The organism is Gordonia polyisoprenivorans NBRC 16320 = JCM 10675, from assembly GCF_000241325.1.
Taxonomy (GTDB): domain Bacteria; phylum Actinomycetota; class Actinomycetes; order Mycobacteriales; family Mycobacteriaceae; genus Gordonia; species Gordonia polyisoprenivorans.
This window is the reverse complement of record NZ_BAEI01000013.1, coordinates 1-22,703: the sequence shown is the minus strand read 5'-3', so window position 1 is coordinate 22,703 and position 22,703 is coordinate 1. Positions and strand designations below refer to the sequence as shown.

Below are 22,703 nucleotides of genomic sequence, written 5' to 3'. Positions count from 1 at the left end.
TTAAGGCCAATTAGCCTGATGGTATGGACTCAGTTGAACTTGAACGGTCGGGCCAACGGTGACTCGACCTGGATACGTCGATCGCAGCAAGCTGCAGAACTGGGCAGACACGCGCTCAGCGCAGTCCGAGTTCCCGCGACTGGTGCGGCGTCTCGTCCTCGAGACCACCCCGGGGCTGCTGGAACTCGGTATGCCCGCTGGCGAGGGCGTCGCGGCGGGCGATTGGGATGGTTCTATCCGCACAACGGATGCCACCGCGTGGGTTCCTGAGGGCCTCTCCGTCTGGGAGTTGTCAGTCAACTCAAGCCCAAACACGAAGGCGGATGAGGACTACGTCAAGCGCGCCGCCACCCCGGATGGCACCGCCACCGGAGACTGCACTTACGTGGAAGTGATCTTGCGGCCGTGGACTGCCCGCGCATCTTGGGCGAGGGGTAAACGTGGCGACAAAGTCTGGAGGGACGTTAGGGCACTGGGCCTAGATGACATTGAGACGTGGCTCGAAGCAGCGCCAATCACGTGGGCATGGTTTTCCGAGGAACTAGGTCTCTCGCCGCGCGGGCTCCGAACCGGATTGACGTGGTGGCGTGATTGGGCGGCGCAAACGAATCCGGCATTGACCTCGGGAGCCGTGCTCGCGGGCCGAACGGATGCAGCACAGGAGGTTGAAGACCGAGCGGCGACGTCTGGTTCGATTACCACGGTGGCCGGCGCGTCATTGGAAGAGGTCTGCGCCTTCGTTGCTGCGGTCGCCGTGGATCGCGACGAGCAGGGCAAGGGACAGATGCTTGCTCGGCTTGCATTCGTTGACGACATATCCACTTGGAGGCAGTTGGCCGCATCATCTCAACCGCTCGTCTTGGTCCCTCGCACGCCCGAACTGGCGAGGGAGATTCCGACCGGAACGGTCCACAGTTTCTGCGTGCCGCTCGTCGCCGAGGAAGGCGCGGACGTCATACTTCCGCCGTTGGACCCGTCCGTGTTGGCAGACGCGCTGAAGGCCGCAGGCATCGAAGACAGCGAGAGGGCCGACACGCTCGGCAGACTCGGACGTCGCAGCTTGACAGCCTTGCGTCGAAACATCGCCATCCAGGCCGCACTCCATCGGCCGGCGTGGGCTGACACAACTCCCTCACGGAACTTCCGATCGATCCTCTTGGCCGGCTCATGGGGAGACAACGCAGCAGGCGATCGTTCGATGATCGAGGCGTTGACCGGGGTCGACTACGAGACGTTTAGGGATTCGATTACAGGGATCGTCGATAATCCCACCGATCCCCTAGCGATCCGGACCGATGGTGCATGGCATCTCGTCTCAGCCGTAGATGCGTGGATGCTGTTGGTGTCAAAGCTGACGTACGACGACATGCAGCGATTCGAGAGTGTTGTTGAGATGGTCTTGGCGGAGGGGGACCCGGCCCTTGATCTGCCGCGGGACCAGCGTTGGCGAGCATCGATCGACGGTAAGGTCCGACGCTATTCAGGCGATCTCCGCCGCGGCCTCGCTCAGTCGCTGGCCCTGTTGGGTGTATACGGCGGGACCGTGACCTGGTCGGGCGGAGCATCGGGTGCAGGGTTCGCCAATTATCTGGTCAGGAAGCTGCTGGAGTGGGCATCGGCAGACCCGACAGGACGTGCCTGGCAATCTCTCGCCGACATCTTGCCGCTGATCGCTGAGGCTGGTCCAGAGGCGTTCCTCGATGCTGTGAGCGCAGCAACTACGGGCGAGGAGCCGTTGTTGGCGACAATGTTCCAAGACAGCACCGATGAGTCCAGCCTCTTCTCTGGCGGCGCTCCTCATACCAATTTGCTGTGGGCTCTTGAGCGTCTGTCGTGGTGCCCCGACTACTTCGGGCGCGCGGTCGCTGTCCTTGCACGTCTCGACGAGATCGATCCTGGCGGTCGAATGTCGAACCGTCCGGCCGCGTCGCTAGCTGCGATCTATCGACCGTGGCATCCCGACTCTTCTGTCGATCCCGACCGACGTATCGCGGTGCTCGACTCGTTGCGCCGCCGGCATCCTGACGCCGCGTGGAAGTTGGAATGCAGCATGCTTCCTGAGAGCCATAGCGGGGTTCACTTTCCGATCAGCGCGCCCGTCTTCCGGACGTGGAGGCCGAACAATCAGTCTGTAACGTATGGCGAGATATGGATGACGACTACCGCGGCAGTCGAGCGCTCCATCGAGGACGCAGGTGCAGACGCTGAGCGGTGGGCAACAATCCTCGATCGAACGTCAGCCATGGCACCAGCGGATCGGGAGCGTGTGGTCGCGGCACTCGATTCGATTGCAGACCAGGCTGATCTCGCGTCTGACTTCAGGGACTCGGTGTGGCGATCACTGACCGACCTCATTGGGCGTCATCGAGAGTTCACGGATGCCGCTTGGTCGCTGCCAGAAGAGGAGCTGGCCAAGCTCGACTCGCTAGCGACTCGGTATCAGCCCGAGTCTGCTTATCTCCGACTAGTCGGACTGTTCCAGTCATACACACCGCACATCGGCGCTCGGCGATTGGATGACCACGAAGGCTTTGAACGCGAGCTTGGGCGCCTGCGCGTCGAAGCGATCAAGGAGATCGAAGCCGAAGGCGGATTGGACGCCATCACCAAGTTGGCACGCGATGCGACCGTGCCCGGGGCCGTCGGCATCTCCCTTGCGCACCTTGGATCATCGTATGACTCGGAACTCCTCGGCTGGTTGGCGATCGAGGGCCCAGACGATCTCGCCGAGACCGCAATGTCGTACTTCTCGGCCCGCTACGCGCTCGACGGGTTCGACCTCATCACGGGCCTCCTCGCACGGGACGACCTCACTATCGAGCAGAGGGCCCGACTGCTCCTGGTTGCACGAGAAAATCTCACGGAAGTTTGGGCCCTAGCGGCTGCGGACCAGGAACTTGAGACTCGTTACTGGATGGCATTTCAGCCCCTCGGATTGGGTCACGACTTCGACAAGGTCGACGAAGTTGCCGACCGATTGATCCTTGCCGGCCGCCATGCCGACGTCCTGCACCTGATGAGCATGTACTCCCACATGGAGAAGGACGGGCCACGCTCGGAGGGCGCGAAGCTCATCGTGCGAGCGCTCGACGGATTCTTGGCGGATCAGGCCCAATCTGCCGCCGCGCGCGGCTTGCAGACCTACGACTTCCAACAGCTCTTCGCCTACCTCGAAGCCATGCGCGACCATCTTGATCCTGGCGAGCTTGCCCGCCTCCAGTGGGCGTACCTTCCTGCGCTGGGTTATGACGCGAAGATCCCAGCGCTGTCCGAGAGTTTGGCCGCTGATCCAGACGAGTTCGTCGAAATGGTCTGTCTCGTGTTTCGCGCTCGACCAGGGGCGGAGGACGTAGAGGGAGTTGAGCACCATCCTGACGACGAACAACGCGACGTATCGATGGCAACCAACGCCTACCGCCTCCTCCATGCATGGGATTCGCCGCCCGGGCTCGTAGACGGCTCCATGGACGCTGAAGTGCTTCGATCCTGGCTCGACAGGGCGATGGAGCTCTTGGCGGAACGTGGTCGGACAGAAGTCGGCCTGCAACAGTTCGGTCAGGTACTTGGGCACACCCCGCCGGACCCAGACGGCGGCACATGGCCGGGCGTCGTTGTTAGGGACCTTCTAGAAGACGTGCAGCTCGAGCACATCGAAACGGGGCTCTACCTGCACATAGTGAACAGTCGCGGCATCACAAGCCGTGGCCTGGAAGACGGTGGGGATCAGGAGCTCCAACTCTCCGCCGACTACCGAGCCAGAGCAGAGGCGCTCGCTGACACCGCGCCAAGAACGGCCGCCCTGTTCCGGCGAGTCGCCGCTTCGTACGACCGCGACGCACGGCGCAATGAGGATGGCGCCGAGCGCTTTAGGCGTGGACTCCACTGACCACCACGGCGCCCGACGCGTCTGCAGACCGCTGACTTCCTCCGGAAGTTCGGCAGCCCTACAGCGACTTCGTCATGCTCGCCGCGCAATCCCCGGGGACATCAGAGCTGCGGTTCAGAGATGTCCGATTCGACAAGCACCTCGTCGTGATCTCCCACGCCAGGAAGACCTCCGAATACGAAGAAGCCCCCTCCGAACCTGGTCAGAGGGGGCTTCTGGTTGTCGGGCTGACAGGATTTGAACCTGCGACCACTTGACCCCCAGTCAAGTGCGCTACCAAACTGCGCCACAGCCCGTTGCCGTGATCCGAGAAGCTCTCGTCATCAGGGCGTAGATGAGACTAGCCGACGATCCGCCCGGGGAGCCAATCGGCTGGTCAGGACACTGATCAGGAAGCGGCAGAGCGCTTCTTGTACCAGACCCAACCGCCGGTGACGATCAGTGCGCCGATCAACGACCCGATGATCCCGCTGGGGCGGAAGTTGATCCCGTCACCCGAGATCAAGCTGATCAGGAGTCCACCGACGAACGATCCGACCAGACCCGCGACGATCGCGAGACCCCAGTCGATGTTCCACATGTTCTTGCCGCCGATGAGCAGTTGGGCGAGAGCGCCGATGACCATTCCGAACACGATGATTGCCAAGATGAGCACGAAAGGAGTATGTCACAGGGCAATCCGGCGATCTCGGACCCGACTGGTCAGCGTTTGCGGCGATCCCTCTTGTCGCGCACCCGCACGTTGATCCGCACCGGCGAACCATCGAAATTGAACTGCTCGCGCAGTCTGCGCTCCAGGAAGCGGCGATAGCCGGCCTCGAGGAATCCTGTGGTGAACAACACGAATGTGGGTGGCCGCACCGCGGCCTGGGTGGCGAACATGACCCGCGGTTGGCGTCCGCCGCGCAGCGGCGGCGGGGTGGCCGCGATGACCTCCTTGAGCCAATTGTTCAGCGGCCCTGTCGAAATCCGCTTGTCCCACGAGTCGAGGGCGCCTTCGAGCGCAGGCACCAGCTTCTGCACGGCTCGGCCCGTCATCGCCGAGATGTTGACCCGCCGCGCCCACGGCACCCGCGCGAGTTCCCGGTCGATCTCCTTGTCGAGGGTGTACCGACGGTCCTCGTCGACCAGATCCCACTTGTTGAACGCGATCACCAGCGCTCGACCGGAGTCGATGATCATCGACAGCACACGCAGGTCCTGCTCGGTGATGGGCTCGGAGGCATCGATCAACAGAATCGCCACCTCGGCGGCGTCGAGCGCCGACCGCGTCCGCAACGATGCGTAGTACTCGTGACCGCTGGCCGTGCGGACCTTGCGCCGCAGACCCGCGGTGTCGACGAATTGCCACGTCTTGCCGTCGAGCTCGATCAACTCGTCCACCGGATCAACGGTGGTGCCGGCAACATTGTCGACCACCGAGCGTTGCGACCCGGCGAGCTTGTTCAGCAGCGAACTCTTGCCGACGTTCGGTTTCCCGACGAGCGCGACCCGACGTGGCCCGCCGAGCCGGATACCGGCGTCCTCCCGCGGCGTATGCGGCAGCCGCTCGAGGATGACGTCGAGGACATCGCCGGCGCCTCGACCGTGCGCCGCCGACACCGGGTGTGGCTCACCGAGTCCCAGCGACCACAGTGAGGCCGCCTCGGCCTCCTGCCGCTCGCTGTCGATCTTGTTGGCCACCAGGATGACCGGGGTCTTCGATCGGCGCAGCGTGCGGGCGACGGCCTCGTCGGTCGTGGTGGCCCCGACCGTCCCGTCGACCACGAGCACGATCACGTCGGCCGTGCGCATCGCGAGTTCGGCCTGCGCCGCCACCGCCTGCTGCAGGCCCTTCGCATCCGGTTCCCAACCGCCGGTGTCGACGACGGTGAACCGGCGGCCCGACCACGTCGCCGAATACGAGACGCGGTCACGAGTAACGCCGGGGATGTCCTCGACGACGGCTTCACGGCGGCCGAGGATACGGTTCACGAGAGTCGACTTGCCGACGTTCGGGCGACCGACGATGGCCACCTCGGGTACCCGTTCGGCCTCACCGAACTCCTCGACGTCGTCGAAGTCGCCGAGATCCCACTCGGTTTCATCGCTCCAGGTACCGTCGCCGGGCAGGGCGAGCGCGTCGGCTGTGCCGCCGGTGGCGTCGGACATGTCGGTCACGAGGCAACTCCGATCCGTGCGCGGACCAGTTCGACCAACCGGTCGAGAACCTGGTCCAAGGTCATGTCGCTGGTGTCCACCAGCACCGCATCGTCGGCCTGCCGCAGCGGGGACACCGCGCGGGTCGAGTCGAGATGGTCGCGTCGGTTCACCGCGGCAAGGACTTCGGCGTGGTCGCTGGGCCGTCCCGCGGCGAGGTTCTGGCGGTGCCGGCGTTCGGCCCGCGCCTCGGGTGATGCGGTGAGGAAGATCTTGATCGCGGCGTCGGGGAACACCACGGTACCGATGTCTCGACCCTCGACCACCAGCAGCTCCGATTCGGCCTGGTGGCGTTGCAGCGCAACGAGTTTGGTTCTCACGGCCGGGACCGCCGACACCGCGGAGACGGCGGCGGTGACCGCATCGGAGCGGATCGGACCGCTGACGTCCTCACCGTCGAGGAACACCCGCGATGAGCCGTCTCCGTTGGGACGCAAGACGATATCGGCGGCGTCGACGGTTGCGGCCACCGCATCCGCGTCGGCGGGATCCACCCCGGCCCGCTGCACCGCGAGAGTGGCCGCGCGATACATCGCGCCGGTGTCGAGAAAGTGCGCGCCGACCTTGTGCGCCAACAACTTCGACACACTCGACTTGCCGGTTCCGGCGGGACCGTCGATCGCGATCACGCCGCCGTTCACAGGCCGACCGCCTTGTACAGCGCACCGACCTCGTCACGTCCGAGCACCCGCAGACTTCCCGGCCGCTGTTCGCCGAGGGCCACGGTACCGATGTGGGTTCGCACCAGCGCCTGCACCGGGAATCCGACCTCCTCCATCAGCCGACGGACGATCCGATTCCGACCCTCGTGCAACACGATTCGGACCTGGGATTCACCCTGGTGCACACCGAGGATCGTGAAGCCGTCGACGGCGACCGGCCCGTCGTCGAGTTCGACCCCGTCACGCAGCGTGCGCACCAATGATCGGGGCACCTCACCGCGCACCCAGGCCAAATAGGTCTTGGGCACCTCATAGGACGGATGCATCAGACGGTTGGCCAATTCACCGTCGTTGGTGAGCAGCAACAGACCTTCGGTGTCGGCGTCGAGCCGGCCGACGTGGAAGAGTCGCTGACCCGACATGACCCGCTCGGCGACGATGTCGCCGACACAGGGGCGCCCCTGGTCGTCGGACATGGTGGACTGCCAACCCTTGGGCTTGTTCAGCGCGAGGTACTGACGTGTCTCGTCCATGATGACCCGGGCACCGTCGACCCGGATGATCGCGGTGTCGGGATTGATCCGCAGACCCTGCTCGGTGACGATCTCGCCGTCGACCTCGACACGCCCGGCGGCGATGAGCTCCTCGGCGCCGCGCCGCGAGGCCACACCGGCCTGCGCGAGAACCTTTTGCAGGCGCACCCCGTCGGCGACATAGGTGGCACCCTGCTCCTCGACGTCGGGCGTCGGGCTCTGATGCCGTGCGGGTCGGGCATTGTTGAGCCGGATCCGACCGGCCTTCACATCCGGTTGCGAACTCCCCTTGCGGTGCCGCTTCTTGGCGTGTGCCGGCTGCTGGGCACCCGCGCCGCCGGCGCCCTTACCCACCGGCTTGCCGCCACGCTGACCGCTCGCGGCCTTGCCTGCCCGCGAACCGTCGCCGGTGGCCTTGCCGCGCGGCGTGGCGTTTCTGTCCGCCCTACCGTTCTTGTCTGACTTGCTGTTCTTGTCTGTCCTGCGTCGTCCCGGTGTGCCGTCCCGGCCAGCGGTTGCCATATCTCAGTCCTGATTCTCGAGGTCGTCGTCGGCGACGCCGATCGGCGATGTGCCGTCGGGTGCCCCCTCTGAGTCTGACGCTTTACCCGCGAGTTTGGCGAATCGGGGATCGGAGTTGAGTTCCTCATCGAGGTCGTCGATGAGGTCGACGTCGGGCAGCAGGGGTGCGAGATCGGGCAGTTCCTCCAGTGAGGCGAGGCCGAGTCGTTCGAGGAACAGTTCGGTTGTGCCGTAGGTGGTGGCGGTGGTCTGCGGATCGGTTCCGACCTCGTTGATCAGTCCGCGCGCGACCAGGGTCCGGATGACACCGTCGACGTTGACGCCGCGGATCGCACTGACCCGCGCCCGCGAGACGGGCTGCCGGTAGGCGATCACCGCCAGGGTTTCCAGCGCCGCGCGGGTCAGTTTCGAGCGCGCTCCGTCGAGCAGCAGTCGCTCGACGTAGGGCGCGTAGTCGGCTCGCGTGTAGTACCGCCAGCCGTCCCCGGCGAAGCGCAGATCGATTCCGCTGTGCGCTGACGTCAGCTCCGCCGACATCTCGTTGAGCATCTCCCGGACCCGCAGCGCGTCGACGCCGATCGCGTTCGCCAGCTCGTCGGAGGTCACCGGTGTGTCGACGACGAGCAGCAGGGCCTCCAGTGCGGAGCGAAGTTCCGCGTCGTCGACGGTCTCGTCGGTGGCGACGTCGAGGGCGCCCTGCCCGGGCTCGGAGGTGGCCTCGGGTGTGTGGTCCCCGTGCCCCTGGTCCCCGGGTCCCCGGCCGTCGTGTCCAGGGTCGTCGTGTCCAGGGTCGTCGTGTCCGGGGTCGTCGGCTGCCCGCTCGGGGGCCGGTGCATCGTGCGGCTCGGTCATCCGTAGTCCTCTGCCTTGTCAAAACTCAGATCGTCGAGTTCACGCTCCCCCGACCACAGCACCCGCAGGTCACCGAGCGCCTCGGGTTGAGAGAACGTGATCGCGCGTTCCCGGAACAGTTCGAGCAACGCCAGGAAGCTGCCGACCACCTCCAGCGCGTTGGCGCAGCCGGCGACGAGCTGACCGAAGGTCAGCCCCTCGCCGGGGGCGCTGTCGGCCAACAGCCCCGCCATCCGTTGCGCCTGCGCCGGGACCGACACCTGGTGTGAGTCATGCAGGTGGTCGAGCCCCACGGTCGGTGTCGGCCGCGGCCGCAACGCCGCCGCGGCGACCTCGGCGAACCCTCCGGGCGTGACGCCCAACGTCACCTCGGGCAGCAGATCGGCGTAACGCTCCTCCAGCGACACCGCACGCGGATACCGTTGCAGTGCAGCGGCTTCCAACTCGCCGAACAGCGCCGCCACCTGCTTGTACGCACGGTATTGCAGGAGCCGCGCGAACAACAGGTCGCGTGCCTCGAGCAGGGCGAGATCCTCGGGATCGTCGACCTCCCCGGACGGCAGCAGGCGTGCGGCCTTGAGGTCGAGCAGCGTCGCGGCCACCACGAGGAATTCGGTGGTCTGCTCCAACCCCAACTCCGGACCCATCTCCCGGGTGTAGGCGATGAAGTCGTCGGTCACCTCGTGCAGCGCCACCTCGGTCACGTCGAGGCGATGCTGACTGATCAGGTTGAGCAGCAGGTCGAAGGGGCCTTCGAAGTTCGCCAGACGTACGCGAAAACCGGAGTCCGGCTCAGCCGGTGCCGAGTCGGGAGCAGCATCTGCCCCGCCGACGTCGCTCGGTTCGCTCATGCCTGCTTGACGTTGCGCGCGATGACCTCGCGAGCCAGGGCCCGATAAGCCTGTGCTCCAGCAGATTTCGGCGCCCACGAGGTGATCGGTTCGCCGGCCACACTGGTTTCCGGGAAGCGGACGGTGCGCGCGATGACGGTGTCGTACACCTTGTCGCCGAACACCTCGACGACCCGCGCCATCACCTCTCGGGAATGCAGGGTGCGCGCGTCGAACATGGTCACCAGGATTCCGCCGACGTCGAGACGCATGTTGAGGCGGTCGTGGACCTTCTCGATGGTGTCGGTGAGCAACGCCAGTCCGCGCAGGCTGAAGTACTCGCACTCCATCGGGATCAGCACCGTGTCGGCGCAGGCCAGGGCGTTGACGGTGAGCAGACCCAGCGACGGCTGGCAGTCGATGAGGACCACGTCGTAACGGTCGAGGACCGGATGCAGCGCACGGGCGAGAGCCTGCTCGCGGCCGACCTCGGTGACCAGTTGGATCTCGGCGGCCGAGAGGTCGATGTTGCTGGGCAGCAGATCCAGGCCGTCGACCCGGGTGCGCATCAACACCTCGTCGGTCGGCGCGTGCGGCGGCACGAGCAGGTTGTAGACGGTCTCGTCGAGTTCGTGGTGCGGCACACCCAAACCCGCCGACAGCGCACCCTGCGGGTCGAGATCGACCAGCAGGACGCGGCGGCCGTACTCGGCGAGGGCCGCACCCAGATTGATCGTCGAGGTGGTCTTGCCGACCCCGCCCTTCTGGTTACAGACCGCGATGACCGTCGCCGGACCGTGCCGATCGAGCGGGGTCGGTTCGGGAACGGGACGGTAGGGACGACCGGTGGGACCGATCTGATCATCGGCCGGGACCCGGGCGGTGCGGTGATCGGTCTCGTCGATGTCCGCGCCGCTGGGAACCTCGAGACGGTACTGGTCGTCGAAGTGGGCGCTGGGTCGCCGGGTGCTCGAGATACTCACCGCTGCGCAGCCCCCTTTCTGTCGTCTCGGCCCGGCCGTTTCGGCCCGGACCTCCACCAAAGCCTAGTGGGTCGCGCCGACGATCCCGTGGAGCATCGCCGCAACCATGGACGTTCGTCGCCGACCGTGTATCACCGCGCCCGCGGGTGCGCGGTCGCGTACACCTCGCGCATCGTGTTCACCGTCACCAGTGTGTAGACCTGAGTGGTCGTCACCGACGCGTGCCCCAACAGTTCCTGGACCACGCGAACATCGGCTCCACCGTCGAGGAGATGGGTGGCGAAACTGTGCCGCAGGGTGTGTGGCGACACCGCGCCCTCGAGTCCGGCGCGCTCTGCCGCCGACGCCAACACCTGCCAGGCGCCCTGACGGGTGAGCCGACCCCCGCGGGCGTTGAGGAACAGTGCCGCGGTCGACCGGTGCACGAGTGTCGGACGTCCGCGCACCAGATATGCCTCGAGAGCATCGATGGCCGGCCCGCCGACGGGAACCACCCGCTCCTTGCCACCCTTGCCGTGTAACCGCACCGCCCGGGTGTCGGTGTCGATGTCGTCGAGATCGAGCCCGGTGGCCTCGGAGATGCGTGCGCCGCAACTGTAGAGGAGTTCCAGGAGTGCCCGATCGCGGAGCGCGCGTGCGTGATCGGGGGCTCCGGAGGCGTCCAGGATGCGTTCGACGTCGCTCACCGACAACGCCTTGGGCAGCCGGCGGGCCGGGCTCGGCGGCCGTACCGCATGGGCGACGTCGTCGGCGACGAGCCCCTCCGCCGCGGCGAACTTGTGAAAACCTCTGGTGGCCACCAGGGTTCGCGCCACCGAACTCTCCGCGAGCGGTCGTTCCCCGGATTCCGGGGCACCTCTGCGCAACGCGACGAGGAACTCACGGACATCGGCCTCGGCCACGTCGGCGAGATCGTCGATCTTCCGCGCACGCAGATACTGCCGATACCGTCCGAGGTCGCGACCATAGGAGCTCAGTGTGTTCGCCGCAACGCCGCGTTCGACGGTCAGGTGATCGAGATAGCGGGTGATCGCCGCGTCGATGCCCTCCTGCTCGGTCATGCCGACTCCTCGCTCCCGATCCCACTCCCGACCCGGCGTGGCCCGCCGGTCGAGGCCTACTGGTGCGCGCCCCGCTCCCGTCGGGCGCGGAAGGCACTCGGCTCGTCGCGCCAGGGTGCCTCAACCGGCCGCAACGTGACCTCGCCGCGATCGGCCGCCGCAACGGCCAGGATGCCCGCGACGCTGGTCGCGTTCACGATGTCGCCGGCGAACACCTTGCGGACCGCTTCGTCGGTGGCGATCCACTCGATCGACATGTCGGCTTCCTCATCAGTGCGCTCGGCCGCGGTGAGCGTGTGCAAACCCTCGGCGAGGTAGAGGCGTAACGCCTCGTCGGTGAAACCCGGTGACAGATCCAGATCGACCAACACCCGCCACCGATCGGCGGCGAGGTCGGTTTCTTCGGCGAGTTCGCGCCGGGCGGCGTCCACCGCCGTTTCGGCACCGCCCTGATCGAGCAGCCCGGCGGGCAGTTCGAGCAGACGGTGCCCGATCGGGTGCCGGTATTGGCGCACCATCGCGATCCGACCCTGCGCGTCCCGGGCAACGACGGCCACCGCGCCGAAGTGCTCGACGACCTCACGCTCGGCGGTTCGGCCACCGGGCATCGCGACCTCGTCGACCCGTAACGCGAGGATCGCTCCCTCGTACACCAGGCGTGAACCACGGACCCCGAAGTCGTGGGTTCCGGCGCCATCGGAGGTGCCGGTCAAGCCCGATCGCCTCCGGCGTCGACGGCCACGGCGGTCGCAACCTGGGACTCGTCGTTCTCGGCCTGCGGCGCGTCGTAGTCGCCCAGATCCACCGGAAGCCGTTCGGCTGCCTTGTATTTCAGCGCCGCGTCGATGAACGCCCGGAACAGCGGGTGGGGGCGCGTCGGCCGGCTCTTCAGCTCCGGGTGCGCCTGAGTGGCCACCAGGAACGGGTGCACCTCGGGTGGGTACTCGACGAATTCGACGAGATGCCCATCGGGCGAGGTTCCGGAGAACACCAGCCCGGACTCGGCGATGGTGTCGCGGTAGGTGTTGTTCACCTCGTAGCGGTGACGGTGGCGTTCGGAGACCTCGGTGGTGCCGTACGCCTTGGCGACCACCGAACCCGCTTTCAGCGTCGCCGGATACGCACCGAGACGCATGGTTCCGCCCAGATCCGCCTCACCGGCGACCGCATCGTGCTGGTCGGCCATCGTGGAGATCACCGGATGCGGTGTGTCCGGGTCGAATTCGTCGGAACTGGCATGGTCGAGTCCCACCGAGCGCGCCGCCTCGATGACGATGCACTGCAAGCCCAGGCACAGCCCGAGGAGTGGGATACCGCGACGGCGGGCATAACTGATCGCGCCGACCTTGCCCTCGATGCCGCGGATCCCGAAGCCTCCCGGGATGAGGACGCCGTCGACGTCGGAGAGCGCGGCCTGTGCACCCTGCGATGTGGCGCACTCGTCCGACGGCACCCACTTGATCTCGGTGCGCGCACGCCACGCGAAGCCGCCGGCGCGGATCGCCTCGGTCACCGACAAGTAGGCGTCGGGGAGGTCGACGTACTTGCCCACCAACGCGATTCGCACGGTCTCCCGGGGCTCGTGCACCCGGTTGAGCAGCTCACCCCACTCGGTCCAGTCCACGTCGCGGAAGGGCAGGCCGAGTTTGCGGACCACGTAGGCGTCGAGTTGCTCGCTGTGCAGCACCTTGGGGATGTCGTAGATCGACGGCGCGTCGGGTGTGGAGATGACGCCTTCGATGTCGACGTCGCACATCAGCGCGATCTTCTTCTTGAGACCTTCGGGGACGTCGCGGTCGCACCGCAGGATCAGCGCATCGGGCTGGATACCGACGTTGCGCAGCGCGGCCACCGAATGCTGGGTGGGTTTGGTCTTGAGCTCACCCGACGGTGCGAGGTAGGGCACCAGCGACACATGCAGGAAGAACACGTTGTCGCGCCCCACGTCGTGGCGGATCTGGCGGGCGGCCTCGATGAACGGCAGTGACTCGATGTCGCCGACGGTGCCACCGATTTCGGTGATCACCACGTCAGGTGCCTCGCCGTCGTCACCGGGTTCACGCATCGCGAGGACCCGCGACTTGAGTTCGTCGGTGATGTGCGGGATCACCTGCACCGTCTCGCCGAGGTACTCGCCGCGTCGTTCTTTGGCGATGACACTCGAATACACCTGTCCGGTGGTCACATTCGCCGACTGCGACAGGTTGCGGTCGAGGAAGCGCTCGTAATGTCCGACGTCGAGATCGGTTTCCGCGCCGTCCTCGGTGACGAAGACCTCACCGTGCTGGAACGGATTCATCGTTCCCGGATCGACGTTGAGATAGGGATCGAGCTTCTGCATGGTGACCCGCAGACCGCGGGCCGTGAGGAGCTGACCGAGACTCGAGGCGGTCAAGCCCTTACCCAAGGACGAGGCGACTCCGCCCGTCACGAAAATGTGTTTGGTGCCCGTATGAACGCGCAGTGGTCGCAAAACCGTTTCTCCCGTCGGCCGGATCAGGTCATCAAAGCCTGCTCACCTACGGGACTCCAGGGTAACACCACAGCCGCCTCACGCCTGCCACGACACCGACGGGGCGGGCAGCCCCGCGTGTCGCGGCAGACGTCGGATCGCGGGTGACGATGCGGGCGTGTGGTGCGCGGCGCTTCGACTGCTCAGGCCGGTTGCGACTGGGCCGGTTGCGCGCCGACGGTGATCGCGGTCGCCCCCGGACCGGAGCCGAAGGAACCGGAGCGGCCCTGACTCTCCTCGTCGAGCGCGAGGACGGTGGTGATCAGGCCGGTCTGCGCATCGACGTTGTCGGTCGTCGTGATCGCGTTGCGCAACGCCGGGTCCGAACGGATCACCGCTATCGGTGACACGCCCGTCGCCGAACCACTGCGACCGACGAGCTCGCCGCCCTGTGCGCGCGCGGTCATCGCGGCGGCCAGCCGGGCGACCAACTGCCCCTGGGCGCCGGAATTCTCCGGCAGCGCATCGCCGGAGATGAACACCACCAGATCGGCGGGCCGGATCGCGTTGTCGACATAGGTCAGGAACCCGCCGTCACGCAGGGTTTGCAGCCCGGTCTGCCGATCGGCAACCGCGGCAGCGTTCTGATCGCTGCGATGCATCACCAAGGTCCCCAACAGATCCCCGACGCGTGAACCCGAGTCGGTCAGTTCCGCACGCAGTGTCGCGCCCGGGGGAATCGTCTGGTCGACGATGGTGCGGACCTGTTCGGCGCTGTCGTCACGCACGAGCTTGTCGGTGAGGCCGAGTTGCCCGGAAAACGTTGCGCCCGCGGTCGACAACGACTGTTTGACGGCGTCGACGTCGGAGTCGGCGGCGTTGGGCGTGGTGACGACGAGGACGGCGTGCCCCTTGAGCTGATCGGCGATCAGCCGCGGAGCGATCGCGGCGTCAAAGCTGTTGGCGGCGTTCACCTGATCGTTGAGACCGTCGCGCTGCTGCTCGAGGTCGCCGATCCGGTCGCGACTCGTACCGGTCAGGGAATTGACGCGATCGCCCACGAACCCCGAACCGAGGAACAACCCCAGCGCGAGGGCCAGGAACACCGCCACCAACGAGATGGCGTGCTGGCGTAGTGAAATCATGCCCTACCTGTTCCAGACTCCCCGGGCCCACTCGAACAAGTGGTTCCATTGGGCCACAGCCCAATCGGTGATCTCGGGTCCCGCGCTCGAGAGCATCACCGCGGCGATGACCGCGATCAGCGCGGCGAGAATGACGCAGGCGATCGCGGCGCCGGACACCCGGCTGCGATACAGCGTCGCGACTGCCTTGGCGTCGACCAGTTTGGGTCCGACCTTGAGCCGGGTCAGGAACGTCGACGGCGTCGACTCACGACGTGAGCGGTCGAAGAAGTCGTCGAGGGACCCGCCGTAGCCGGCGGTGACGATGAGGTCGGCACCATGGAAGTCGGTGAGCAGCAACGCGAGATCGGCCGCGGTTCCGGCGGCCGGGAAAGTCGTCGCTCCGATGCCGAGGTCCTGGATGCGTTCGAGGCCGGGGGCGTGTCCGTCGGTGTCGGCGGGCAGCACGACCTGCGCACCACACCGCAGGGTCGCCGCCTTCATCTGTTCCGGGTCGCCGACGACGATCGCCGGTTTGTAGCCCGCTTTCACCAGGGTGTCGGCGCCGGCACCGACACCGACGAGAACCGGCGAGTACTCCTTGATGAACGGCTTGAGTGAGCGCAGTTCGGTTCCGCGATCGGGTCCGTCGGCGACGATGACCACATGCTTGCCGGCCAGCGATACGTCCACATCGGGCACGCCGACACCGTCGATCAGAAGCGGTGACTCGCTCCGGATGAACTCGATCGTGTTGCCGGAGAACGCTTCCAGATGGTCGACCAGTCCGGTCTTGGCGTCGATCATCATGCTCGCGATGTCGTGCTCCTCGAGCGTGGTGCCGCGCGCGAGACGCCGGTCCCCGACCATCAGGCGGTCATCGTGGACGCGGAGCTTGGCGCCGTCCTTGACCCGCTTGAAGACCTCCGGGCCGACTTCGTCGAGCAGGACGATGCCGGAGGCCACCAGCACCTCGGGACCCAGATTCGGATAGCGGCCGCTGATCGACCGGGATGCGTTGACGACGGCGACGACGTTCGCCTCCACGAGCGCGTCGGCGGTCACGCGATCGAGATCGACCTCGTCGAGGATCGCGATGTCACCCGGCCCCACCCGTTCGAGGAGGCGCTTGGTGTTCTTGTCGATTCTGGCGATACCAATGACGCCAGGCAGTTCTTCGGTGTTCCGCGCGAGCAGTGCAGGCATCTTCATGACGGCAATGATTGACCGCTCCGCGCATCGGCTGCGGGAGGCGCGCCGCAACAATGGCAACTTTTGTCACACACGCATCAAGAACACCGAACGACTCAGGAGCCTTTTTCTGTCTCAGCAGTTGTCAGGAGTTCTTCGGCGTGCGCCTTGCCCGTATCGGATTCGCCGAGGCCGGCGAGCATCCGGGCGAGTTCGGCGATCCGCTCGTCGCGGTCGAGCGCACGTACGGTACTCGTCTGCACCGCACCCTTGCTCGCGCTCTTGCCGATGACGAGGTGGTTGTCGGCGAACGCGGCGACCTGCGGGAGGTGGGTCACGACGATGACCTGGTGAGCGCGCGCCAGCCGGGCCAGACGACGGCCGATCTCCACCGCCGCGCGTCCCCCCACTCCGGCGTCGACCTCGTCGAACACCATCACCGAGCCCGAAGTCGGTTCGGCGAGAACGACTTCGAGAGCGAGCATCACTCGTGACAGCTCACCGCCGGACGCCGAGGTCGCGATGGGCAGCGGGCGGGCGCCCTTGTGCGGAACCAGGGCGAACTCGACGCGGTCGGCGCCGTCGGTGCCGGCGTGCGCCCGCTGCCCGTCGACCTCGATGGCGAGCCGGTCATCGGCGTCGGCGGATTCGAGCCCGACCTCGACCGACAGCGTCGAGTCACCCATCGCCAACCCGGCGAGTTCCTTGGACACCTTGCCGGCCATCGTCGTGGCCGCTTTCGCACGGATGCGGTGCAGGGTGGCCGCGGCCTCGGCGACGACCTCGGCCGCCGCGGCGGCGCGCCGCTCGAGGTCGTCGACGCTGCCCTGGGGGTCCTCGATCTGCTCGAGTCGGATCTGCGCCTGCGTGCGCCAGTCGATCACCCCGTCGATATCCGGGGCGTACTTGCGTACCAGCGACTTCAATTCGCCCTGGCGGGAGAGTAATTGGTCGAGCGAATCGGCGTCGGTCGGTAGCGCCGACAGGTACGCGGTGAGTTCGTCGCCGATGTCGGTGACGACCGTCAGTGTTTCGCCGACGCGGCCGGCGAGACGTTTGAGCTCATCGTCGGCGGCCGCCTCGAGCATCGACCGCACCTGGCCGAGGCCCTCGATCACCGACCCCGACTCGCCGGCAACGATCTCGTGCGAGCCCGATGCGGCGGACCGGATCGACTCGAGATCGGTGAGTCGTCGGATGGTGTCGGCGAGGGAGTCGTCCTCACCGGGTTGTGGGTCGATCGCTGCGATCTCGTCGATCCCGAAGCGCAGTCGGTCGGCCTCCTGGGCGAGTCCGCGGGAGTTGGCGCGGAGTTCGTCGAGCTCGTCGAGTATTGCCAGCCACTCGGCTCGTGCGCTGCGATAGGCGGCGAGCGCCTTGGCCGCCTTCGCTCCGGCGAAGGTGTCCAGTGCCGCGCGCTGACGGTCGGGTCGCAGCAGTCGTAGCTGGTCGTTCTGACCGTGCACGGTCAGCACCGAGCTGACGAGTTTGCCCAACGCGCCCACCGGAACCGAACGTCCGCCGAGATGGGCGCGGGATCGGCCGTCGGCGTTGACGGTGCGGATCGCGATGACGGTGCCGTCGTCGTCGAGGTCGGCGCCGGTGGATTCCAGGAGGTCGGCGACCTCACCATCGGGCCCCCGATCGGGATGGGCGACACGGAAGCGCCCCTCGACCGTTGCCTTCGCGGCACCGGAGCGAACCCGCCCGGCGTCGGCGCGTCCGCCGGCCAACAGACGCAGGCTGGTCACGATCATGGTCTTGCCCGCGCCGGTTTCACCGGTCAGCGCGGTGAAACCGGGAGGAAACTGCGCCGACGCCCCGTCGATGACGCCGAGGCCGGCGATGGACAGTTCTTCCAGCACTCCTAGGCCTGCCTCCCCCGCCAGCCCGTGACCGGCAGATCGAATTTTCGGACGAGCCGATCGGCGAAGGGGTCGGAGTCGATCCGCACCCACTGCACCGATCGGTCGCTGCGCACGACCTCGACCCGCGCACCGGCGGGCACGTCGAGGCGGCGGCGGCCGTCGCACAAGGCGAAACCGGAGCGGCCGAGCTTGTCGACCTCCACCGCGATCCGGGACCGCGGACTGGTCACCATGGGTCGGGCGAACAATGCGTGGGCATTGCTCGGCACCACCAGGATCGCCTCGAGGTCGGGCCACATCACCGGTCCACCCGCGGAGAACGCGTAGGCGGTGGAGCCCGTCGGCGTCGACACCAGGACGCCGTCGGCCCCGAACCCCGACACCGGACGGCCGTCGACCTCGGTGATCAGTTCGAGCACACCGGTGCTGGTCCGGTTGAGGATCGCGACCTCGTTCAGCGCCCAGCTGGTCTGGGGCGTGCCCTTGGTGTCGGCCGGGTCGATGACGGTGACGTCGAGTGTCATCCGCGGTTCCACCCGATAGTCCCCGGAGACGAGCTGGGCCATGACCTCGTCGACGCGGTTCGCCTCGCCCTCGGCGAGAAACCCTATGTGGCCCAGGTTGATTCCGAGGACCGGGACACCTGCGGGATAGGCCAGCTCGGCGGCCCGCAGGAAGGTGCCGTCGCCCCCGAGCACGATGACGATCTCGCATCCCTCCGCCGAATCGGGGTCGCCCGAGGTCACCTCCACCTGCGCACCGAGTTCCCGCAGATGCGCGGGATCGAGGGGGTTGCGTTCCGGGGGGCGCGGTATCGGGCCGGTATCGGCCACCGACTGCGGGTAGGCGCGGGCCTCGCTCGCGGGGTCGGGATCGACGTGGGTGTCGTGATCGACGACCCGTAAGGCCACACCGCCCTCGGCGCAGTGCCGGGCGATCGCGGCGATGGTGTGGGTGACGGTCTCGCGGCCGGTGTGCGCGACGACGAGGAACTCGCGATGGGCGGAACCGGTCCGTACGGACCCGCGGGCCGGATCGGAAGCACCACCTGTGCCAACCGAATCCGCGACCGATGCGTTGCCCACCTGGTCTCCTCTCGTCTCGCGCGATGACATTCAGCGCGGACCGTCGGCGACGGCCTGCCTGATCATCTGGATGATGTCCGGATCCACGCCGGGCTGCAGCGCATTCCCGTCGAGGACATCGGGTGCCGAACCCGCGTCCGGTATCTCGCCCTCGACCGGCGATCCGCCCCGGCTACCGACCCTATCGTCCGACGCCGACACCGTGCCCGACGGCCGCTGCAACCAGAGGAAATACTCGACGTTGCCCGACGGTCCCGGGAGCGGGCTCGCCGTCACCGCGCGCGTGACCAGTCCGAGCCGCGCGGCCTCGGTGACCACCTTGACGACGGCCTCCACCCGCAGGTCGGGATCTCGGACCACGCCGCCGGAACCGACGCGATCCTTGCCCACCTCGAACTGCGGCTTGACCATCGGCACGATGTCGGCCCCGGGGCGCGCACATGCGACGAAGGCCGGCAGGACCAACGCCAGTGAGATGAACGACAGATCGGCGACGACGAGGTCGACGGCACCCCCGATCTGTTCGGCGGTGAGATGGCGGACGTTGGTGCGGTCGCGGATGTCGACGCGGTCATCGTTCTGCAGACGCCAGATCAGTTGCCCGTAGCCGACGTCGACGGCAACGACCTCGCGGGCGTCGCGGCGCAGGAGCACATCGGTGAATCCTCCGGTGGATGCGCCCGCATCGAGACACCGCTTGCCGGCGACCGTCAGGCCCTGCGGCTCGAAGGCGTCGAGCGCACCGATCAGTTTGTGTGCTCCTCGCGACGCCCAATCGTCGCGGTCGTCATCGACGACGACGATCGGTGTGTCCCGACCGACATTGGTTGCCGGCTTGGCGGCGATAGTGCCGTTGACCTTGACCGCCCCGCGGTCGACGAGTTCGCGCGCCTGCTCGCGTGAGCGTGCGAGACCACGGCGTACCAATTCGGCGTCGAGACGCGCCCGCGCGGCCACTCAGCGACGCCTCGTCCGTGCTGGCCTGGTCACCGACGGTCCACGTCCGACAACGCCGAGGTCAGTACCTCATGCGCTTGTTCGAGCAGTTGTGTCTGGCGCGCCAAGGCCACCAAATCGATTGCCTCGCCAGACTGTTCGCGAATGTCGTCCACCTGACCGAGGAGCTCACGCACCCGCACCGGGATGGATTCGGCCAACTCGGGGTCGACGGCATCGACGGTTTCGGCATGTACCTCGCCGGGCCGCGCGCCGGGCATCATCTGCGGCGTCGGCCCCATCGCCGGTGCCGGCCTCGCGGAGGCATCGTCGGGGAAGGTCATTGCTCTCGTCCCTTCACTCGGCGCCGAGACCCAGATCCTCCAGCGCACTTCGGGTCGTCGGGTCATCGGCGGTGATGGTGATTTCCGTCAGGTCGATCTCGTCGGCGTCGGCGAGCGCCCAGACGCGAGCGGCCAGTGATGGCAGCAGGCGCAGCGTCGCGGGCGGCTCGGCCACCGGTGACACCGTCAGCGTGTCGCCGGTCTGCTCGATACGCCAGTCGTCATTGTCGGCGATGCGCAGCGAATCGGCAGGGTCGAGAACTCCCGACAGATCGGCACAGACGAAGGTCGGCCGCTGCTGCGGTGGTGCGGCGAGAAGGTCTGCTGCCGTGCTGACGCCGCTGAGCACCAGGAGACTGTCGAGGCCCACCGAATGTGCGCCCTGGATGTCGGTGTCGAGTCGATCCCCGACCACCAGCGGGGTGTCTGCGCCGCTGCGGTTGATGGCGTCGGCCATGAGGGGCGCGGCCGGCTTTCCGGCGACGAGCGGCTCCTGGCCGGTGGCGTTGGCGACCGCTGCGACCAGGGATCCGTTGCCGACGAGTAGCCCACGTTCGGAAGGCAGAGTCGCATCGACGTTGGTGGCCACCCACAGTGCGCCTGCCCGGATCGCCAGAGCGGCCTCCGACAAGCTCTCCCATGAGGTCTCCGGTGAAAAGCCCTGGATGACGGCGAGCGGACGATCGTCCGCGCTGCGCGTCACGGCGATCCCGACCTCGCGCACCTCCTGGGCGAGACCGTCGGTGCCGAGCACAAGGGCTCTCGATCCGGGCTCAAGGTGCTCGGAGAGCAACCGGGCTGCCGATTGAGCACTGGTGACGACCTGTTGCGGGGTCGCCGTGAAGCCCATCGACCGAAGATGCTCGGCAACGTCATCCGGGCGTCTGCTCGCGTTGTTGGTGACGAAGATCGTCGTCACGTCGATCCGCTCCAGGGTCTCCGGCGCACCAGGTATCGGGCTCTTCCCGGCGAACACGGTGCCGTCCAGATCGAGCAGCAACGCGTCGTACGCGTCAACGACGCGCGCGGGCACAGGTGGCGGGGGAACCAGCTCGGTCTCCCTGGCCGGTGCCACGGCGGCGTCGGGAACCTGCTCGCTCTCCGGCTCCGCAACGCTCGCTTGCCGAACAGACCCGGGCTGCGACTCGGTACTGCGCAGCGACTCCGACTGGGGCGCCGGCCCAGGCTCGGACGCAGGCTCAGGCTCAGGCCCGGCGATGGCCGCTCCGGAGACCTGCTGGTCTTCGTGGGCGGGGCCGACATCCGGCTCGGCACTGCCGACCGAGATCTCCATCAACCGGAACTCGGCATCGGTGGCATCCTCGGTGTCGGCGGCCGAGGCATTCATGAACCAGGTCGTCGCCTCATCAAGGCGGCCGGCCGCTTCGAGGGCCGACGCGTAGGCATAGAACAGACGCGCTGCGGCAGTGCCGGTACGGCTCGGACTCAGGTCTTCCAGTTGGAGGGTCACCAACGCCTTCTCGGGCTCCCCGATGTCGAGGCGGGCGCCGGCTTCGACGATGCGCATTTCTGTGGCCTCGTCATCGCGCAATGCGCGCCCTTCCTCGCTGCGTGCGATCTCGATGGCACGCTCAGGTCGTCCCAATCCGCGTTCGGCGTCGGCGATGAGCGGAAGCAGTGCCGAACTACCCGTGATCCGACGAGCCGCGCGCAGCTCGGAAATGGCTTCCTGCCACTGCCCGGCGTTATAGGCGGCAACGCCGGCGGTCTCGCGGACCACGCCGACGCGCGCTGCACGACGCCGAGCCGCACGAGCATGTTCCAGAGCCAGATCGGCGTCTTCATATAGGAGCTCCGCCACCATCACCAGATGCCGCGCGACACGCTCCGCTGTCCCCTTCTCCAGGGAAAGCAGATCACGTCGGGTATCGGGGTCGAGATCGGAGGCGACGACGTCATCAGGAAGAGCAGGATCGGTGGGACCGTCGGTTCGTGGCCGACCCTCACGGTGAGGGCGGCCCGACTGATCGGCTCGGTCCGGACGCTGGCGGCGGCCGCGAGTGCGGTCACGGTCATTCATGGTTGCCAATCTATTCCCTCGTCACGGCCTCGGCCGAGCCGACCCCGGGCACATCACCGTCGGCCGATCGGGAGATGGGTTGAATGGGGGATGCCCCGCAACACGATGTGTGTTGCGGGGCATCCCTGAAATTT

General features: G+C 67.0%; 18 protein-coding genes and 1 tRNA gene. 1 reads left to right on the top strand and 18 read right to left on the bottom strand.

Translation table 11 applies throughout. The annotated features are described in order from the left end of the window. The first annotated feature begins 616 nt into the window (after positions 1-616). Complete coding sequence (locus tag GOPIP_RS04895; protein ID WP_138944075.1) at positions 617-3,886, top strand: hypothetical protein; 3,270 nt, start codon at positions 617-619, stop codon at positions 3,884-3,886. A 222-nt stretch (positions 3,887-4,108) separates the two neighbouring features. Here GOPIP_RS04895 and GOPIP_RS04890 read toward each other — a convergent pair. From GOPIP_RS04890 to GOPIP_RS04805, 18 genes are all read right to left on the bottom strand, one after another. Next, positions 4,109-4,182 (bottom strand) — tRNA-Pro (locus tag GOPIP_RS04890). A gap of 92 nt (positions 4,183-4,274) precedes the next feature. Beyond that, a complete protein-coding gene (locus GOPIP_RS04885; RefSeq protein WP_006368449.1) occupies positions 4,275-4,541 on the bottom strand; it encodes a GlsB/YeaQ/YmgE family stress response membrane protein in 267 nt (88 codons plus the stop codon). Positions 4,542-4,588: 47 nt separating this feature from the next. Further along, positions 4,589-6,037, bottom strand: a complete 1,449-nt coding sequence (der, locus tag GOPIP_RS04880) for a ribosome biogenesis GTPase Der (protein ID WP_026920080.1) — start codon at positions 6,035-6,037, stop codon at positions 4,589-4,591. A gap of 5 nt (positions 6,038-6,042) precedes the next feature. Continuing rightward, positions 6,043-6,726, bottom strand: a complete 684-nt coding sequence (gene cmk, locus GOPIP_RS04875; protein ID WP_006368447.1) for a (d)CMP kinase — start codon at positions 6,724-6,726, stop codon at positions 6,043-6,045. Further along, a complete protein-coding gene (locus GOPIP_RS04870; protein WP_006368446.1) occupies positions 6,723-7,802 on the bottom strand; it encodes a pseudouridine synthase in 1,080 nt (359 codons plus the stop codon). Before GOPIP_RS04870 ends, cmk begins: the two co-directional genes overlap by 4 nt. A 3-nt stretch (positions 7,803-7,805) precedes the next feature. Further along, positions 7,806-8,654, bottom strand: a complete 849-nt coding sequence (scpB, locus tag GOPIP_RS04865; RefSeq protein WP_006368445.1) for an SMC-Scp complex subunit ScpB — start codon at positions 8,652-8,654, stop codon at positions 7,806-7,808. Next, on the bottom strand, positions 8,651-9,505 hold the full coding sequence (locus tag GOPIP_RS04860; RefSeq protein ID WP_006368444.1) for a segregation and condensation protein A: 855 nt from the start codon (positions 9,503-9,505) through the stop codon (positions 8,651-8,653). Before GOPIP_RS04860 ends, scpB begins: the two co-directional genes overlap by 4 nt. After that, positions 9,502-10,467 (bottom strand): ParA family protein, encoded by a 966-nt coding sequence (locus GOPIP_RS04855; RefSeq protein WP_006368443.1) that lies wholly within the window; start codon positions 10,465-10,467, stop codon positions 9,502-9,504. The genes GOPIP_RS04860 and GOPIP_RS04855 overlap by 4 nt, the downstream gene beginning before the upstream one ends. Positions 10,468-10,598: 131 nt before the next feature. Then, positions 10,599-11,528: a site-specific tyrosine recombinase XerD gene (xerD, locus tag GOPIP_RS04850; RefSeq protein ID WP_006368442.1), complete on the bottom strand. Its 930-nt coding sequence runs from the start codon at positions 11,526-11,528 to the stop codon at positions 10,599-10,601. A gap of 56 nt (positions 11,529-11,584) precedes the next feature. After that, on the bottom strand, positions 11,585-12,241 hold the full coding sequence (locus GOPIP_RS04845; RefSeq protein WP_006368441.1) for an NUDIX domain-containing protein: 657 nt from the start codon (positions 12,239-12,241) through the stop codon (positions 11,585-11,587). Beyond that, the gene (pyrG, locus tag GOPIP_RS04840; RefSeq protein ID WP_170320173.1) at positions 12,238-14,001 is read right to left on the bottom strand and encodes a CTP synthase; all 1,764 of its coding nucleotides are present in this window, start codon (positions 13,999-14,001) and stop codon (positions 12,238-12,240) included. The genes GOPIP_RS04845 and pyrG overlap by 4 nt, the downstream gene beginning before the upstream one ends. 182 nt (positions 14,002-14,183) lie before the next feature. Continuing rightward, a complete protein-coding gene (locus GOPIP_RS04835) occupies positions 14,184-15,125 on the bottom strand; it encodes a copper transporter (protein ID WP_006368439.1) in 942 nt (313 codons plus the stop codon). A gap of 3 nt (positions 15,126-15,128) precedes the next feature. After that, a complete protein-coding gene (steA, locus tag GOPIP_RS04830; protein ID WP_006368438.1) occupies positions 15,129-16,316 on the bottom strand; it encodes a putative cytokinetic ring protein SteA in 1,188 nt (395 codons plus the stop codon). 95 nt (positions 16,317-16,411) lie between these two features. Beyond that, positions 16,412-18,160 carry a DNA repair protein RecN gene (gene recN, locus GOPIP_RS04825; RefSeq protein WP_006368437.1) on the bottom strand — a complete coding sequence of 583 codons (1,749 nt, stop codon included), beginning with the start codon at positions 18,158-18,160 and terminating at the stop codon, positions 16,412-16,414. Positions 18,161-18,162: 2 nt separating this feature from the next. Further along, positions 18,163-19,248, bottom strand: coding sequence for an NAD kinase (locus tag GOPIP_RS04820; protein WP_006368436.1), 1,086 nt, complete (start codon positions 19,246-19,248; stop codon positions 18,163-18,165). Between the two features lie 30 nt (positions 19,249-19,278). After that, the gene (locus GOPIP_RS04815) at positions 19,279-20,205 is read right to left on the bottom strand and encodes a TlyA family RNA methyltransferase (RefSeq protein WP_006368433.1); all 927 of its coding nucleotides are present in this window, start codon (positions 20,203-20,205) and stop codon (positions 19,279-19,281) included. A gap of 29 nt (positions 20,206-20,234) precedes the next feature. After that, entirely contained in the window at positions 20,235-20,528 is a 294-nt protein-coding gene (locus GOPIP_RS04810) for a hypothetical protein (protein ID WP_006368431.1), read from the bottom strand. Positions 20,529-20,541: 13 nt separating this feature from the next. After that, a complete protein-coding gene (locus GOPIP_RS04805; protein WP_006368430.1) occupies positions 20,542-22,569 on the bottom strand; it encodes an HAD-IIA family hydrolase in 2,028 nt (675 codons plus the stop codon). Between the last annotated feature and the right edge of the window lie 134 nt (positions 22,570-22,703).

Excerpts from the sequence above, each read along its gene's own strand:
- der (WP_026920080.1), bottom strand. The coding sequence starts at position 6,037 with ATGTCCGACGCCACCGGCGGCACAGCCGACGCGCTCGCCCTGCCCGGC.
- GOPIP_RS04870 (WP_006368446.1), bottom strand. The coding sequence starts at position 7,802 with ATGGCAACCGCTGGCCGGGACGGCACACCGGGACGACGCAGGACAGAC.
- scpB (WP_006368445.1), bottom strand. The coding sequence starts at position 8,654 with ATGACCGAGCCGCACGATGCACCGGCCCCCGAGCGGGCAGCCGACGAC.
- GOPIP_RS04860 (WP_006368444.1), bottom strand. The coding sequence starts at position 9,505 with ATGAGCGAACCGAGCGACGTCGGCGGGGCAGATGCTGCTCCCGACTCG.
- xerD (WP_006368442.1), bottom strand. The coding sequence starts at position 11,528 with ATGACCGAGCAGGAGGGCATCGACGCGGCGATCACCCGCTATCTCGAT.
- GOPIP_RS04835 (WP_006368439.1), bottom strand. The coding sequence starts at position 15,125 with ATGATTTCACTACGCCAGCACGCCATCTCGTTGGTGGCGGTGTTCCTG.
- steA (WP_006368438.1), bottom strand. The coding sequence starts at position 16,316 with ATGAAGATGCCTGCACTGCTCGCGCGGAACACCGAAGAACTGCCTGGC.
- GOPIP_RS04810 (WP_006368431.1), bottom strand. The coding sequence starts at position 20,528 with ATGACCTTCCCCGACGATGCCTCCGCGAGGCCGGCACCGGCGATGGGG.
- GOPIP_RS04805 (WP_006368430.1), bottom strand. The coding sequence starts at position 22,569 with ATGAATGACCGTGACCGCACTCGCGGCCGCCGCCAGCGTCCGGACCGA.